Raw genomic sequence first — 13,291 nt, 5'->3', positions numbered from 1 at the left:
GGCATGAAGCTATGAGGATGAGCGTTTAAATGGCTACTTACGTATTAGGGATTTCGGCGTTCTATCACGACAGCGCCGCGGCGCTGGTGAAGGACGGGGTGCCGGTGGCTGCGGCCCAGGAAGAGCGCTTCACGCGGGTGCGGCACGACGCGGCGTTTCCGGCCAATGCCATCAAGTACTGCCTGGACGCCGAGGGGATCGGCCTCGATGAGCTGACCGCCGTGGTCTACTACGAAGACCCGCAGGAAAAGTTCTCGCGGATGATTTCCTCCTTCGCCAGTGGCGGCATCAGCGGCGCGCGCACCTTCATCAGCACCATGCCGGAATGGATCCGCTGGAAGCTCAATGTACTCAAGTTCATCGACGAGAAACTCGAGGAACTGGGACGTGGTACCGGACCGCTCACCATCGCTTCGCAGCACCACCGTTCCCATGCCGCGGCGGCGTTTTTCCCGTCGCCGTTCGAACAGGCGGCGGTGCTGTGCATCGACGGCATCGGCGAATGGCATTCGACCACGATCTGGAAGGGCGACGGTTCCAAGCTCGACCTGATGAACTCGATTTCCTATCCGCACTCGGTCGGCCTGTTCTACTCGGCGTTCACCTATTACTGCGGCTTCAAGGTCGACTCCGGCGAGTACAAACTCATGGGCCTGGCGCCTTATGGCCGGCCGATCTATGCCGACAAGATCCGCAAGGAACTGATCAACATCCGCGCCGACGGCTCCTTCACCCTGAACATGAAGTACTTCGAGTACCTGCGTGGCGAGCGCATGGTCGGCGAGGCGTTCGAGGAACTGTTCGGCGGCCCGGTGCGCAAGCCGGAGAGCCCGATCACCCAGCGCGAATGCGACCTGGCAGCCTCGGTGCAGCAGGTGACCGAGGAAGTGGTGCTGGGGCTGGCCACCGCGGCCGTGCGGCAGACCGGTTACCGCAACCTGTGCCTGGCCGGTGGCGTGGCGCTCAACTGTGTGGCCAACGGTGTGCTCAGCCGTTCCGGACGTTTCGACGCGATCTGGATTCAGCCCGCGGCCGGCGACGCCGGTTGTGCCCTGGGGGCGGCCATGGACTATTCGGTCAAACGCACCGGGCGTCCGCACCTGGGCAGCAAGAAGCTCGACGCCATGAGCGGCAGCCTGTTGGGGCCGGGCTTTGGCGATGAAGAGATCCAGGCGTTCCTCGACGCCAACCAGTATCCGTACCAGCGCTTCGAGGGGGCCGAGCTGTATGACGAAACTGCGCGGCACCTGGCCGACGGCGCCGTGGTCGGCTGGTTCCAGGGGCGCATGGAGTTCGGCCCGCGAGCCCTGGGCGCGCGCTCGATCCTCGGCGATCCACGCAATCCCGAGATGCAGCGCACCATGAACCTGAAGATCAAGTACCGCGAATCCTTCCGGCCCTTTGCCCCGGCGGTGCTGGACGAGGACGCCCAGATCTACTTCGACATCTGCGAGAAGAGCCCGTACATGTTGATGGTTTCCCAGGTCACCGATTCGATCAAGACCGCCGAGTCGTTGCAGCCCGGCGGCCCCGAGCGTGGCCTGGGCAGCATCAACTCAATCCGTTCGCAGTTGCCGGCGGTGACCCACGTCGACCTGTCGGCGCGGGTGCAGACGGTGACCGAAGAAAACAATGCGCCGTTCACCCATCTGCTGCGCAGTTTCAAGAAACGCACCGGCTGCTCGGTGCTGGTCAACACCTCGTTCAACGTGCGCGGCGAGCCGATCGTGTGCAAGCCGGAAGAAGCCTACGCCTGCTTCATGCGCACCGAGATGGATGTGCTGGTGCTGGGCAGCTTCATTCTCGAGCGCACGACCCAGCCGGAGTTCGTCGAAGAGGTCGACTGGCGCAACGAGATCCCGCTGGACTGATCGCTCACTCACTTTTTATTCAGGAGACAAGGCCATGCTCAGGTTGCTTTCGTTGTTGATGTTCGCTGTGGTGTTGCTACCGATCGGCTGGGCGCGCCGGATATTCAATTCCTCGCGCTTCAGCCAGCGTTTCCATCAAGGCTCGACGGCGTGGGACCACCCGGAAAACACCCGTTAGGCCGAATAACTACAAGGGTTCGGATCCATGTCAACGGTCATCTACAAGAACTTGAATGCCTCACCGATTCACGCCGTCAATGGCGCTGGGGTCTGGCTTGAGGATGCTTCGGGCAAACGCTACCTCGACACGTGCGGCGGGGTGGCCGTTTCCAGCCTGGGACATGGACATCCACGGATCGCCGCGGCCATCGAGCAGCAGGCGAAAAAGCTCAGTTGGGCCCATGCCGGCAGCTTCACTACGGACGCCGCCGAGGAATTGGCTGACCTGCTGGTGGGGGCCTCCGGCGGCTTGGCCAAGGCGCAGTTTCTCTCCGGCGGTTCCGAGGTCATGGAACTGGCGATGAAAATTGCCTACCAGTATCAGTGCGAGCGCGGGCTGCCGGGCAAATCGATCTTTATCTCGCGCCAGCAGAGCTACCACGGCAGCACCCTGGGGACCCTGTCGATTTCCGGCAACCTGCAGCGTCGCGGGGTCTTCGAGCCGTTGCTCGGGTCCGCCGAATTCGTCTCGCCCTGTTATGCCTATCGCCATCAGGGCACTGATGAAAGCGACGAGCAGTACGGGACGCGCCTGGCGCTGGAACTGGACGAAAAGATCAGGGCGCTGGGCAGCGACAGGGTGGCGGCGTTTTTCGCCGAGACCGTGGTCGGCTCCACCAACGGCGCGGTGCCGTCGGTGCCGGGGTACTTCCGCAAGATCAAGGCGGTGTGCGAGCGCCACGACGTGCTGCTGATCCTCGACGAGGTGATGGCCGGCATGGGCCGCACCGGCAGGTTCTTCGCCTACGAAGACGACGGCATCGTGCCGGACATGGTCGCGGTCGGCAAAGGCCTGGCGGCCGGTTACCAGCCGATCTCGGCGTTGCTGGTCAGCAGCCAGGTGCATGAGGCCATGGCTGGCAACTCCGGGGTGCTGGGCAACGGCCAGACCCACGTCAATCATCCGCTGGCCTGCGCCGTTGCGCTGGAGGTGCAGCGGGTCATCCAGGACGAGAACCTGCTGCAGGCCGTGCGCCTGCGCGGCGAGCAACTGCGCCACGGCCTGCGCGAGTGCCTGGCGCGCTTCGAGCATGTCGGCGATGTGCGCGGACGCGGTCTGTTCGTCGGCGTGGAGTTCGTTCAGGACCGGGACACCCGCGAGCCCTATCACGGTGGCGGCCGTTACGCCGCGAGCCTCAAGGCGCAGGCGCTGGAACAAGGGCTGCTGATTTATCCGGGCAGCGGAACCGCCGACGGTGTTCACGGTAACCACGTGCTGTTCGCGCCGCCCTTCATCTCCAGCGAGGCGGAAATCGCCGAAATGGTCGAGTGCTTCACGGCGGTAGTCGAAGCCTGCCAGCAGGGTTAGCGGGGAGGGTGGACCGGGGGTGTTTTCGAAATGTACCAACAGCCAATAGTGGAAAAGACTATGCAGACCATCGAACCATGCAAGGACAAAGTTCTATTGTCGGTGTGCACCATGGACTGGTGCGATCACGGCGTTGAATTCGCCAAGACGGTTTTTTCCAACCTGGAAGTGTTCTGTTGGGACCCGGGCGACCCCTATCCGTATCACCTGGAAGACTGGGAAGGCGACTGGATCATTTCCTATCGCGGCGACTTCATCTTCCCGCCGAGCATCTATCAGCGGGCCCGCAAGGGCGCGATCAACCTGCACCCGGCGCCGCCCAAGTACCGCGGCCTGGGCAGCCAGCACTACGCGATCTACTACCAGGACGAAACCTACGGTTCGACCTGTCATCACCTGGCGCCCTCGGTGGACAGCGGCGACATCATCCATGTCGCGCGTTTCAACATCGCCCCGGCGGAAACCGCGTCTTCGCTGCGCCTGCATGTCGGCGCCTATTGCCTGCAGCAGTTCATCCATCTGTTGACCGACTACATCCTGCAAGGCCGTCCGCTGCCGGTGTCGCCCGAGCGCTGGGGCGAGCGGCTGTACAAGCAATCCGAACTCAAACCCTGGATGGAAAAGATCCGGGCCGAAGAACCCGATCATCGCTGCTTCAAGTAGCGAGGAGGGATGCCGGCCCGCGCGGGGCGGCATCCCGGTTGGTAAACCCTGCTCCCGCGACTTCTACGAGAGACCGTCAAATGTTTGATTTATCGAGCTTTGGTGCTGCTATGGCCGTTTATGTCATCGGAACCGCCAGCCCTGGCCCGGGTAACCTGGCGATTGCCAACACCTCGCTCAGCTACGGGCGTACCCCGGGGCTGGCGCTGGCGGCCGGGGTCATTTCCGGTTCGTTGTGCTGGGGCGCGATGACGGCCGCGGGCGTCTCGGCCTTGCTGATGTCCAACACCCAGGTGCTGGTCTGGCTGAAGATCCTCGGCGCCTGCTACCTGTTATGGCTGGCCTACAAATCCATCCGCGGCGCCCTGAGCGCGAGCGCGGTCAACCTCAATCGCGCCCGGGCCAAACAGAGCCGCACGCTGGGGTTCTACCTGCAAGGGCTGGGCATCCACCTGACCAACCCCAAGGCGGCCCTGACCTGGTTCACCGTGACCACCGTCGGCCTCAGCGCCACGGCGCCCTCCTGGGCCAGCTTCGTGCTGGTGGGCAGCTGTGCGGTCGCCGGCTTCGTGATTTTCTGTGCCTACGCCCTGGCGTTTTCCGCGCGTTCGGCGGAGCCGTTTTTCGTCCGCACGCGCAAGGCTTTCGGCCTGGTCTGCGGCGCGTTCTACGCCATGGTCGCCGCGGGCTTCATCGGGTCCTTGCTGTAAGCGTGGATAAGCCTCGCCCGTGGCGATCGCCGGGGCGAAAACAATGACTCAGGGCTCTGTTCGGAGCATGTACTTCTCAGGATGACTGTATGCCGTTGTCGATCGACTTGTTGTTGGCTTTCGCCTTGTTTGCCTTTGTCACTTCGGTGACCCCCGGACCGAACAACACCATGCTGCTGGCCTCGGGGGTGAATTTCGGGTTCCGCCGCACGGTGCCGCATATCCTCGGGATCAGTTCGGGGTTCCTGGTGCTGGTGCTGGCCGTCGGTTTGGGCCTGGGGGCGGTGTTCGAGGCCTACCCGGTGCTGTACAAGGTGCTGCGCTACGTCGGTGCGGCCTACCTGCTGTACCTGGCCTGGAACATCGCCCGTTCCGGGCCGGTGTCCCAGGAAGTCGACGGCAAGGGCCGGCCGCTGGGGTTCTGGGGGGCGGCGGCGTTCCAGTGGGTCAACCCCAAGGCCTGGGTCATGGCGCTGGGGGCCATCAGCACCTATACACCGTTGCAGGGCTACTTTTTCAACGTGGTGGTAATCGCCAGCCTGTTTGCCTTGATCAACGCGCCGAGTGTCGGGGTCTGGGCCGGGTTCGGCAGTGTGCTGCGCAATGTCCTGCGCGATCCGCGCTGGCTGCGCCTGTTCAACTACGGCATGGCCTTGCTGCTGGTGATTTCCTTGTTCCCGCTGCTGCAAGCCTGAGGGGCTTTCCCAGGGCGTTATGCCGCCACCCGCCGTAACCGGCGCGTGGCGGTTTTTTTTGCTCGCTCATTGCCCCTGGGCGACAGCCGCCACGCCGGGTTCGTGGCGAGTCAGGCGGCACCATTTGTGCCAGGTGAATTGAAGTTGCAGCAGCGCCGCCCTGGCCATTTCCAGATCCTGTTCCGGCAGTTGCGGCGCCTGCTCCAGGGCCTTGAGCAGGGCGACGGTCGGAGCATCCAGTCGATCGCTGCGGCGTGGTGTCGGTCCGCCCGACTTGAGCTGCGTGGCGATGCTCTGCAGGTAGTGCCCGCGCTCGACGCCCAGGGCCCCGGTCGCGGCGCCCAGGCTGGCGCGCAATTGCAGCAGTTCGTCGCCCAGGTCGAGCCCGAGCAGGCCGTTGTCCCAGTGCTGGCGGCGTTCCTGGGGCAGGCTTTCGGAGTAGCGCGCCAGGCGGATCAAGCGGTCGGCCATGCGCCCGCCGAACCAGCTCTCGGCTTGCTCCAGCGGGCGCGAAGTGAGTTGCGCCAGGTCGAACAGCGAGGCGCGGAACATCCGCCGATAGTGATGTTCGCCGGGGTTGAGGCTGACCAGGCGAAACACCAGGACCGCGATGCCGACGCCGACCAGGGTCGCCATGGCCTTGTTGAGGAAGTTGGCCAGGTCGTAGGTCATCAGGTTGCCGGGGCCGACGTTGTTGACGAAAAAGATGCAGAACGCCGACGCGATTGGCGCCATCCGCGGTTTGCTCATGCACAGCGAAGCGCAAAACAGCGGCACCCCGAGCCCCACGCACAACAGCGGGAAACCATCCCAGCCGGGCAGCAATCCCAGGCCGACAAAGCCGGCGATCGGTACTGACAGGGCGATGCCCTTGAGGAAGTTGAGGCTGGAGGCGGAAGGGTTTTCCCGGCCGGCGAACAGGCTCAGCACCACCCCGCAGATCGATACCGCGCCCAGGCCGGAGGGCCAGGCCGAGAGCACCCAGAAGCCGGCCACGGCGAGAAACGCCAGGGCGCTGCGCAGGCCGCCGAGGATGCCTTGCTCGATATCCCGGTGCCAGGACAGGGCGCCAGGCGCGCCATGGGGTACCCGGCCCTGCTCGACGGCCTGCAGAGTCCGCGCGCTGCGTTCCAGCAGCGCCGGCACCTGGGCCAATTGCATCAGGCACAGATGTGCATCCTGCGACAGGCTGCGGTCCTGCAGTGCCTCTTGAAGGCGTGCCCACAGCTGGGCGATGTCTGCCTCGTGGCTGTGTTCCAGGGCCGTGGCCAGTTGTTCGATCAGCGGTGCCACCGCGGCATTCGCCGCGCTGTCGAGCATCAGCCGCTGGCGGGCCACGCCGCGGGCGGCGCGCAACAGGCTCAGCAAGTCGCGACTGAGCACCCGCAGGGCCTGGGAGCGCCGACGCCCCTGAGGCCCTTCGAACCAGGCGTGATCGCGCTGGGCATCGACCGCCACCAGCTTGCCGAGGGCTTCCAGCAATCCTTTGCGCTGGTCCTGGCCGATCAACTCGGAGGCCGCGGCGCGCATGCCGGCTTGCCAGGCGAGCTTGCCTTGGGTGGCCAGCGCCTGTTCGACCCGGCGCGGCCACAACACGGTGCTGGCGATCGCCGCGCAGATGATTCCCAGGCTGATTTCCGAACAGCGGGCCACGGCCTGGTCGAACACCAGCAGCGGATGGGTGGTGGCGGGCAGGGCGATGATCGCCGCGGTGTAGCCGGCCAGTACGAAGCCGTAGGAAGCATGATTGCGCAGCAGCGAAGCGCCGGTGGTGCAGAAGGCCAGCCACAGCGCCATCGCCAGCAGAAACAACAGGGGCGCCTGGCCGAACAGGCCGATCAGCAGGATCGAGGCCAGGGCGCCGCTAAAGGTGCCCAGCAGGCGGAAGGCGCCCTTGGCCAGGACCATGCCGCTGCTGGGCTGGCTGACGATGAACACGGTGGTCAGGGCCCATTGCGGCTGCTCGAGGTTGAAACGAAAGGCCAGGTACAGGGCGATGCCCCCGGCGATCATGTTCCTGATGGCGAACAGCAGGTCGTTGCGGCTGGGAGCCAGGACGGCCAGCCAGAAATCGGGGATTCGCAGGGTGGGGCTTTTCATTGGCAAGGCACATAGATAGCTAGCTAATGATTAGCATCGTATCTACTTGCCTGGGAAATTCCAATGAGGATTTTTCTGCTTCCGGAGAGGGTGCAGGTGCTGAGAAGGGCGAGGGTATCGGTGCGGCGAAGAAAAGGGCCCTGCACGAATGGCGGGGCCCTGGAGGGATCACTCGGCGATTTGCAGCTTGCGCGATTCGGTGTAGACGTAGCGGACTTTTTCGTACTCGAACGGCGAGTCCAGCTGGCCGTAGCGGAAGCTGGTCTGATAGCGCTTGTCGATACTGCGCAGGACCCAGAGTTCCGGGTGGTTCGAACTGACCTCGGAGACGTTGAGGAAGTTGATCGCCGACTCGGTGGTGTAGTCCACGGCCAATCCGGCGGTATCGCGAAGGTTCGAGGGGCCGAGGATCGGCAGGACGAAATAGGCGCCGCCCGGCACGCCGTAGAAGCCCAGGGTCTGGCCGAAGTCTTCGCTCTGGCGTGGCAGGCCCATGCTGGTGGCCGGGTCCCAGAGACCGCCGATACCGATGGTGGTGTTGACCAGCAGGCGGGCGGTGGTGTTCAGCGAGCGCTGGCCCTTGAACTGCAGCAGGCTGTTGACCAGGTTCGGCACGTCGCCCAGGTTGTTGAAGAAGTTGCTCACACCGGTGCGCAGGAAGCTCGGGGTGATGTAGCGGTAACCGTCGACCACCGGCAGGAACACCCACTGATCGAAGCGGTAGTTGAAGTGGTACACCCGGCGGTTCCACGACTCCAGCGGGTCGTAGACGTTCAGCGCGTTGAGGGTCGAGCGCTCGAACTCGCGCTGGTCCAGGCCCGGGTTGAACTTGAGCCGCTTGAGCGGTTGGGTGAAGCCATCCTCGTCTGCGACCACGGGTGTCGCGGTCTGGCCGTCGTCGGCATTGGCATTGGCATAGCCTGCGCAGAATAACGCAGCGATGAGCAGGAGATGTTTAGCCACGGAAGAACTCCAGCATGGCGTCGCTGTTGACGCGGTAGTTGAGGTTGCCGCAATGGCCGCCATGGGGGTAGACCGTCAGCCGGTCGCCAAAGGTCTTGCGCAGGAACCCCAGGTCGCCGGGGCCGAGGATCACGTCGTCGGCGTTGTGCATCACGGCGATTTTCGGACTGTCCTGCAGGTAATCCTTGAGCGCGTACAGGCTCACCTGGTCGATCAGTTGCAGCACGCTGCCGCCGTCGGTGCGGGCGCGCCACATCGGGATCACCTGCTCGGTGAGGTAGCAGTCGAAGTCGCATTGCAGGGCGCGCTTGAGGAATGGCGTGAGGTTGGTGCCTTCGCTGATCGGGTACTTGGGCGGGGTGATCAGGCCGCGGCGGTTGATCAGGTCCGAGGTGAAGGCGATGTCGGCGGCGGAGAAGCGGAACGAGGTGCCGATCAGCATCGCCATCTGCTCGTTGCTCAGGTGCTGCTTGGACTGCTGGAAGTCGTAGAGCAGGGCATCGTTGAGATCGATGTAGCCCTTCTGCTGGAAGTAGCGGGTCAGCTTGTTCAGCACCAGCTCGTAGAAGGTGGTGGTGTTATTGATGCCCTTGACCTCGGTCTGCACCAGCTTGTCGAGGTTGGTGATGGAGGTATAGAGGTTGACCGGCGGGTTGAGCAGCAGGACTTTCTTGAAGTTGAAGCTGCGCCGGGTTTCGTCCAGCTTGCTGACGAAGGCCGCGTCCAGGGCGCCGAGGCTGTAGCCGGTGAGATAGAAATCGGTGATCGGCAGTTTCGGGTTCTGCGCGCGTACCGCCTGCATCACGCGGTATATGTCTTCGGCATCGTCCTTGGTCACACCCGGGGTGGCGAACCGCGAGGCGGCGCTGATGAAGTCGAAGCTGGTGGGCGAGGACAGCTGCACCACGTGATAGCCGGCCTGGTAATAGAGCTTCTTCAGGTATTCGTTGTGGCTGCTGTCGTAGCGCGCGCCGGTGCCGGCGATGAGGAAGATCAGCGGTGCGGCATGGTCCTGCTCGGCGATGCGGTAGGTGAGCTTCTTCACGGCCCAGAAGTTGTCCGGCAGGATGAATTCGCGCTCGGGGCGCAAGGTCAGGCTGCGGTCGGACTGATTGATATCGTCGTCACTCGGCAGCTTCGGACGCAGGTCCGGCGGAGTGGTGGCAATGGTCGCCTCGAACGGGTTGGTCAAGGGGTAGCCATAGCTGGCGGCGTCGATGTCGACCGCGAGCGCGGACGCACTCGAGATAAGGCCGCCAAACAGGGCAGCGAAGCGCAAGGAACGGAGCATGACTAAATCCCTGTAGAGGAAGGTGCCGAGTGAAGTTCGCAGGCTATGACCACCGGGTTGCTGCCGAAGTGCCATGGCACGGCACAAAAAACGATCAAGGCAGGGCAAAGCCGGATCGGCGGTAATAGTCGCCAGACGATACACTTTGTCGCTGTTTGCTCAACAGTTATCTGTGCAACACGCTTGCTTACCGGCCTCGGGCGATTATGCTGGGCGCCGTTTTCGCTTATCGGAGTGCTTCATGTCCCGCCGTCTTCCCGTGATTCTGCTGCTTGTTGTCCTGCCGTTGTGGCTGGCCGCCAGTTATGGCGTGCGCTACGGCTTCATGGAGGACGCTCGATGGGTCGGCGTCTGTGTCGACGAAGCCAGCCGCTGGGAGTGCCAGGCACGTTCCAGCCTGGGGCTGCTGATCCACTTCAAGGTCATGGGCTGGGCGGCGCTGGCGGCGGCCCTGATCGCCTTCGTGATACCGGGTCGTGCCGGCTGGAGCCTGGCGGTGCTGGCGCTGCTGTTCGGTTTTCCGGCGCTGGCGCTCTACAACACCAGCCTGGCAGTGTTTGCCATCGTCATCGGTGCCTTGCGGCTGGTAAGGGCGCCTCGCGCTGTTCTGTAGGAGCGAAGCTTGCTCGCGATCAACGATGACGCGGGGTATGACTGCTAAACCGCGGCGACGCCATCGCGGGCAAGCCTCGCTCCTACACGGTTCTGATCAGGCTTTGCGAGCCCGCAAGCTGCGCCACAGGGCGGCGACCATCAGCACGCTGACCAGGGCCCAACCCCAGGCCTGCTGGTTTTCCAGGCCTTCGCGATACAGCTGAGGAGCGATGCCGGCACCGACGATAAAGGTCAGCAGGGCAATTTCGCGACGCGGCACCCGCACCGGGCGGCACAGGTAGACCAGGGCTGGCAGGAGCAGGGCGGCGCTGGGGAAGCTGCGATAACGCGGGTCGAACACCAGCTCCAGCATCATCACCGCGGCGGCGAAACCGGCGGCGGCGAGCAGCCAGCCGGCACGTTTTTCCAGGCTGTCGAAAGCGCGCTGGCGCCAGCCGGTTTGGGGGCTCAGGCTCAGTGCCGCGTGGGCCAGCACCAACAGGTTCAGGGCCAGCAGCAGGCCTGCCCAGAACCATTCCCCGGCAAAGCGGCTGGTGACTCGCGCCAGCTCGCCCCAGGCGCCAATGGAGCAGGCGGCGAGGGCGCCGAGTAAAGGCAGGACCAAGGCCGCACGAGTTCCGCGGACCCGGCCACCGAGGATCAGCGTGGCGAGGAAGATCACCCCGCCCACGCCCAGCCACAATGGCCAGTAAGGCAGGTTCGATACCGGCCCGGCGAGCACGCCCTTGTCCTGGCGGTCGGCATCGAACAGTCCCCAGTAACCGCCGACGGCGCCTTCGCTGGCGCGTTTCCACGGCTGGTCGAAGGCTTCGATCAGGTTGTAATGCCAGCCATTCTGTTCGGCCATGACCACAAAACCACGGATGAACTTGGCCTCGTTGACCCGGCTCGGCAGGGCGGTTTCGCGCTGGCGGCCTTCGCTGGGCCAGCCGGTTTCGCCGATCATCACGTCCTTGGGCGCGAACTTGTTGCCGAACACCTGGCGCACCTGGGCCACATGGTTCAGCGCGGCGTCGATGTTGGACGGATCGTCTTCCCAGTAGGGCAGCAGGTGGATGGTCAGGAAGTCCACCGCCGGCGCGATTTCCGGGTGCTTGAGCCAGAACTCCCAGACATCCGCGTAGGTGACGGGCTGCTTGACGTGAGCCTTGACCTTGTTGATCAGCCTGGCCAGTTGCGGGCCGGTGACTTCCTTGCGCAGCAGGGCTTCGTTACCGACGATCACCGAGCTCACCACATCCGGGTTGGCATTGGCCGAGGCGATCAGCAGGTCGACCTCTTTTTCGCTGTCCACCGGGTTGCTGTTGACCCAGGCGCCGATCATCAGCTTCAGGCCGTGCTTGCGCGCCAGGTCCGGCAGGGCTTCGAGGCCGGTCATGGAATAGGTACGGATGCACTCGAAGCGGGTCGCCAGCAATGCCAGGTCGGCGTCCATGCGCTCCGGGCGCAACTTGAACGGCTGGTCGAAGGGCGACTGGTCCTTGTCGAACGGGGTGTAGGACGCGCATTGCAACTTGTGACTGGCGCTGGCGACATCCGGCAGCACCACCGGCTGGCCGAGGCCGTACCAGAAACCGCAGAGCGCGAAGACTCCCAGCAGGCAGGCGAATAGATAGGGCAGGAGCGGGAAGCGGGCAATCGAGGGCATGGTCAGGCCGTCAGGAAACGAAGCCGAGCATCTTACCCGGATTTGCCGCTGCCCAGGTGGCCTGCATGATTTTGACATGCAAAGTTCGGGCGGGATTGGGCGACTGTTTTGGGCATGTCCTGATTACTGGCGAACTGGTGTCGTTGCTGAATGTTTTGAGGTCGCAGTCAGAGCAGGTCACCTTTGGCGTCAGGTTGATGATCGACGCGTCAGGGCTCTCATAGGGCAATCGCGCTGATGTTCGAGCAAGTTGGTGGGGCGTGATGAGGGCGCTGTGCACCATAACAACAGGTTGACGCGGCTCGGCATCCGTCGGGCGCAGCACTTTCGGGGAAGTAACGATGAAGATGCGACGACTCTTAGGCGCAGGTGCCGGTCTGGTACTTGCGATCAGTTCAACCCTGGCCAGCGCCGATAGCAAAACCCTGAGCATCGGCTATGTCGACGGTTGGTCGGACAGTGTGGCGACCACGTATGTAGCGTCTGAGGTGATCAAGCAGAAACTCGGTTATGACGTGAAGTTGCAGGCTGTGGCAACCGGGATCATGTGGCAGGGCGTGGCCACCGGCAAGCTGGATGCCATGCTGTCGGCCTGGCTGCCGGTGACCCACGGCGAGTACTGGACCAAGAACAAGGACAAGGTGGTCGACTACGGTCCCAACTTCAAGGACGCGAAAATCGGCCTGATCGTGCCGGAGTACGTCAAGCCCAAGAGCATCGCCGACCTGAAGGATGACACCACCTTCAAGAACAAGATCGTCGGTATCGATGCCGGTTCGGGCGTGATGCTCAAGACCGACCAGGCCATCAAGGACTACGGCCTGGACTACAAGCTGCAAGCCAGTTCGGGCGCGGCGATGATTGCCGAACTGACCCGTGCCGAAGAGAAGAAGGACTCCATCGCGGTCACCGGCTGGGTGCCGCACTGGATGTTCGCCAAGTGGAAGCTGCGCTTCCTGGACGATCCGAAAGGTGTTTACGGCGCCGCTGAAACCGTCAACAGCATCGGCAGCAAAGGCCTGGAGAAGAAAGCGCCGGAGGTTGCGGCCTTCCTGAAGAAGTTCCAGTGGGCTTCCAAGGATGAAATCGGCGAGGTGATGCTGGCAATTCAAGAGGGCGCCAAACCGGAAGCCGCGGCCAAGGACTGGGTGGCCAAACACCCTGAGCGCGTTGCCGAGTGGACCGCTAACTGATCGCGAGGCGTCTA

The 13,291-nt window shown here is 63.7% G+C and carries 12 protein-coding genes; 8 read left to right on the top strand and 4 right to left on the bottom strand.

What is annotated here, in order from left to right; translation table 11 throughout:
• Positions 1-29: 29 nt before the first annotated feature.
• The 6 genes from NRG23_RS10670 to NRG23_RS10645 all read left to right on the top strand — a co-directional run bounded on the left by NRG23_RS10670 (position 30) and on the right by NRG23_RS10645 (position 5,467).
• The gene (locus NRG23_RS10670; protein WP_009047755.1) at positions 30-1,871 is read left to right on the top strand and encodes a carbamoyltransferase; all 1,842 of its coding nucleotides are present in this window, start codon (positions 30-32) and stop codon (positions 1,869-1,871) included.
• A 34-nt stretch (positions 1,872-1,905) separates the two neighbouring features.
• Complete coding sequence (locus NRG23_RS10665; RefSeq protein WP_007931463.1) at positions 1,906-2,049, top strand: hypothetical protein; 144 nt, start codon at positions 1,906-1,908, stop codon at positions 2,047-2,049.
• A gap of 27 nt (positions 2,050-2,076) precedes the next feature.
• Positions 2,077-3,399 carry an aspartate aminotransferase family protein gene (locus NRG23_RS10660; RefSeq protein WP_257374611.1) on the top strand — a complete coding sequence of 441 codons (1,323 nt, stop codon included), beginning with the start codon at positions 2,077-2,079 and terminating at the stop codon, positions 3,397-3,399.
• A gap of 60 nt (positions 3,400-3,459) precedes the next feature.
• Positions 3,460-4,062, top strand: a complete 603-nt coding sequence (locus NRG23_RS10655; RefSeq protein ID WP_007931465.1) for a formyltransferase family protein — start codon at positions 3,460-3,462, stop codon at positions 4,060-4,062.
• 80 nt (positions 4,063-4,142) lie between these two features.
• Entirely contained in the window at positions 4,143-4,772 is a 630-nt protein-coding gene (locus NRG23_RS10650) for a LysE family translocator (protein WP_009047757.1), read from the top strand.
• Between the two features lie 89 nt (positions 4,773-4,861).
• Positions 4,862-5,467: a LysE family translocator gene (locus NRG23_RS10645; protein WP_009042782.1), complete on the top strand. Its 606-nt coding sequence runs from the start codon at positions 4,862-4,864 to the stop codon at positions 5,465-5,467.
• A 66-nt stretch (positions 5,468-5,533) separates the two neighbouring features.
• Here the strand turns inward: NRG23_RS10645 and NRG23_RS10640 are convergent, their stop codons facing one another.
• From NRG23_RS10640 to NRG23_RS10630, 3 genes are all read right to left on the bottom strand, one after another.
• Positions 5,534-7,567, bottom strand: coding sequence for an FUSC family protein (locus tag NRG23_RS10640; protein ID WP_257374610.1), 2,034 nt, complete (start codon positions 7,565-7,567; stop codon positions 5,534-5,536).
• A gap of 168 nt (positions 7,568-7,735) precedes the next feature.
• Positions 7,736-8,530 (bottom strand): VacJ family lipoprotein, encoded by a 795-nt coding sequence (locus tag NRG23_RS10635; protein WP_053268506.1) that lies wholly within the window; start codon positions 8,528-8,530, stop codon positions 7,736-7,738.
• Positions 8,523-9,821, bottom strand: a complete 1,299-nt coding sequence (locus NRG23_RS10630) for a serine protein kinase PrkA (protein WP_009047760.1) — start codon at positions 9,819-9,821, stop codon at positions 8,523-8,525. The genes NRG23_RS10635 and NRG23_RS10630 overlap by 8 nt, the downstream gene beginning before the upstream one ends.
• A gap of 241 nt (positions 9,822-10,062) precedes the next feature.
• On the opposite strand from NRG23_RS10630, the gene NRG23_RS10625 reads away from it, so the two are divergent.
• On the top strand, positions 10,063-10,434 hold the full coding sequence (locus tag NRG23_RS10625) for a hypothetical protein (RefSeq protein WP_009047761.1): 372 nt from the start codon (positions 10,063-10,065) through the stop codon (positions 10,432-10,434).
• A 96-nt stretch (positions 10,435-10,530) separates the two neighbouring features.
• Here the strand turns inward: NRG23_RS10625 and NRG23_RS10620 are convergent, their stop codons facing one another.
• A complete protein-coding gene (locus tag NRG23_RS10620) occupies positions 10,531-12,084 on the bottom strand; it encodes a beta (1-6) glucans synthase (RefSeq protein WP_216310595.1) in 1,554 nt (517 codons plus the stop codon).
• A 341-nt stretch (positions 12,085-12,425) separates the two neighbouring features.
• Between NRG23_RS10620 and NRG23_RS10615 the strand changes: the two genes are divergently transcribed.
• The gene (locus NRG23_RS10615) at positions 12,426-13,277 is read left to right on the top strand and encodes a glycine betaine ABC transporter substrate-binding protein (RefSeq protein WP_009047763.1); all 852 of its coding nucleotides are present in this window, start codon (positions 12,426-12,428) and stop codon (positions 13,275-13,277) included.
• The last annotated feature ends 14 nt before the right edge of the window (positions 13,278-13,291 follow it).

The organism is Pseudomonas sp. T8 (assembly GCF_024610635.1).
Lineage (GTDB): Bacteria > Pseudomonadota > Gammaproteobacteria > Pseudomonadales > Pseudomonadaceae > Aquipseudomonas > Aquipseudomonas chlororaphis_I.
This window is presented reverse-complemented; position numbering and strand designations above follow the sequence as displayed.

Bases quoted from the DNA above. Each gene is read 5' to 3' on its own strand.
- NRG23_RS10665 (WP_007931463.1), top strand. From the start codon at position 1,906: ATGCTCAGGTTGCTTTCGTTGTTGATGTTCGCTGTGGTGTTGCTACCG.
- NRG23_RS10650 (WP_009047757.1), top strand. From the start codon at position 4,143: ATGTTTGATTTATCGAGCTTTGGTGCTGCTATGGCCGTTTATGTCATC.
- NRG23_RS10620 (WP_216310595.1), bottom strand. From the start codon at position 12,084: ATGCCCTCGATTGCCCGCTTCCCGCTCCTGCCCTATCTATTCGCCTGC.
- NRG23_RS10655 (WP_007931465.1), top strand. From the start codon at position 3,460: ATGCAGACCATCGAACCATGCAAGGACAAAGTTCTATTGTCGGTGTGC.
- NRG23_RS10645 (WP_009042782.1), top strand. From the start codon at position 4,862: ATGCCGTTGTCGATCGACTTGTTGTTGGCTTTCGCCTTGTTTGCCTTT.
- NRG23_RS10625 (WP_009047761.1), top strand. From the start codon at position 10,063: ATGTCCCGCCGTCTTCCCGTGATTCTGCTGCTTGTTGTCCTGCCGTTG.
- NRG23_RS10630 (WP_009047760.1), bottom strand. From the start codon at position 9,821: ATGCTCCGTTCCTTGCGCTTCGCTGCCCTGTTTGGCGGCCTTATCTCG.
- NRG23_RS10640 (WP_257374610.1), bottom strand. From the start codon at position 7,567: ATGAAAAGCCCCACCCTGCGAATCCCCGATTTCTGGCTGGCCGTCCTG.
- NRG23_RS10670 (WP_009047755.1), top strand. From the start codon at position 30: ATGGCTACTTACGTATTAGGGATTTCGGCGTTCTATCACGACAGCGCC.
- NRG23_RS10615 (WP_009047763.1), top strand. From the start codon at position 12,426: ATGAAGATGCGACGACTCTTAGGCGCAGGTGCCGGTCTGGTACTTGCG.
- NRG23_RS10660 (WP_257374611.1), top strand. From the start codon at position 2,077: ATGTCAACGGTCATCTACAAGAACTTGAATGCCTCACCGATTCACGCC.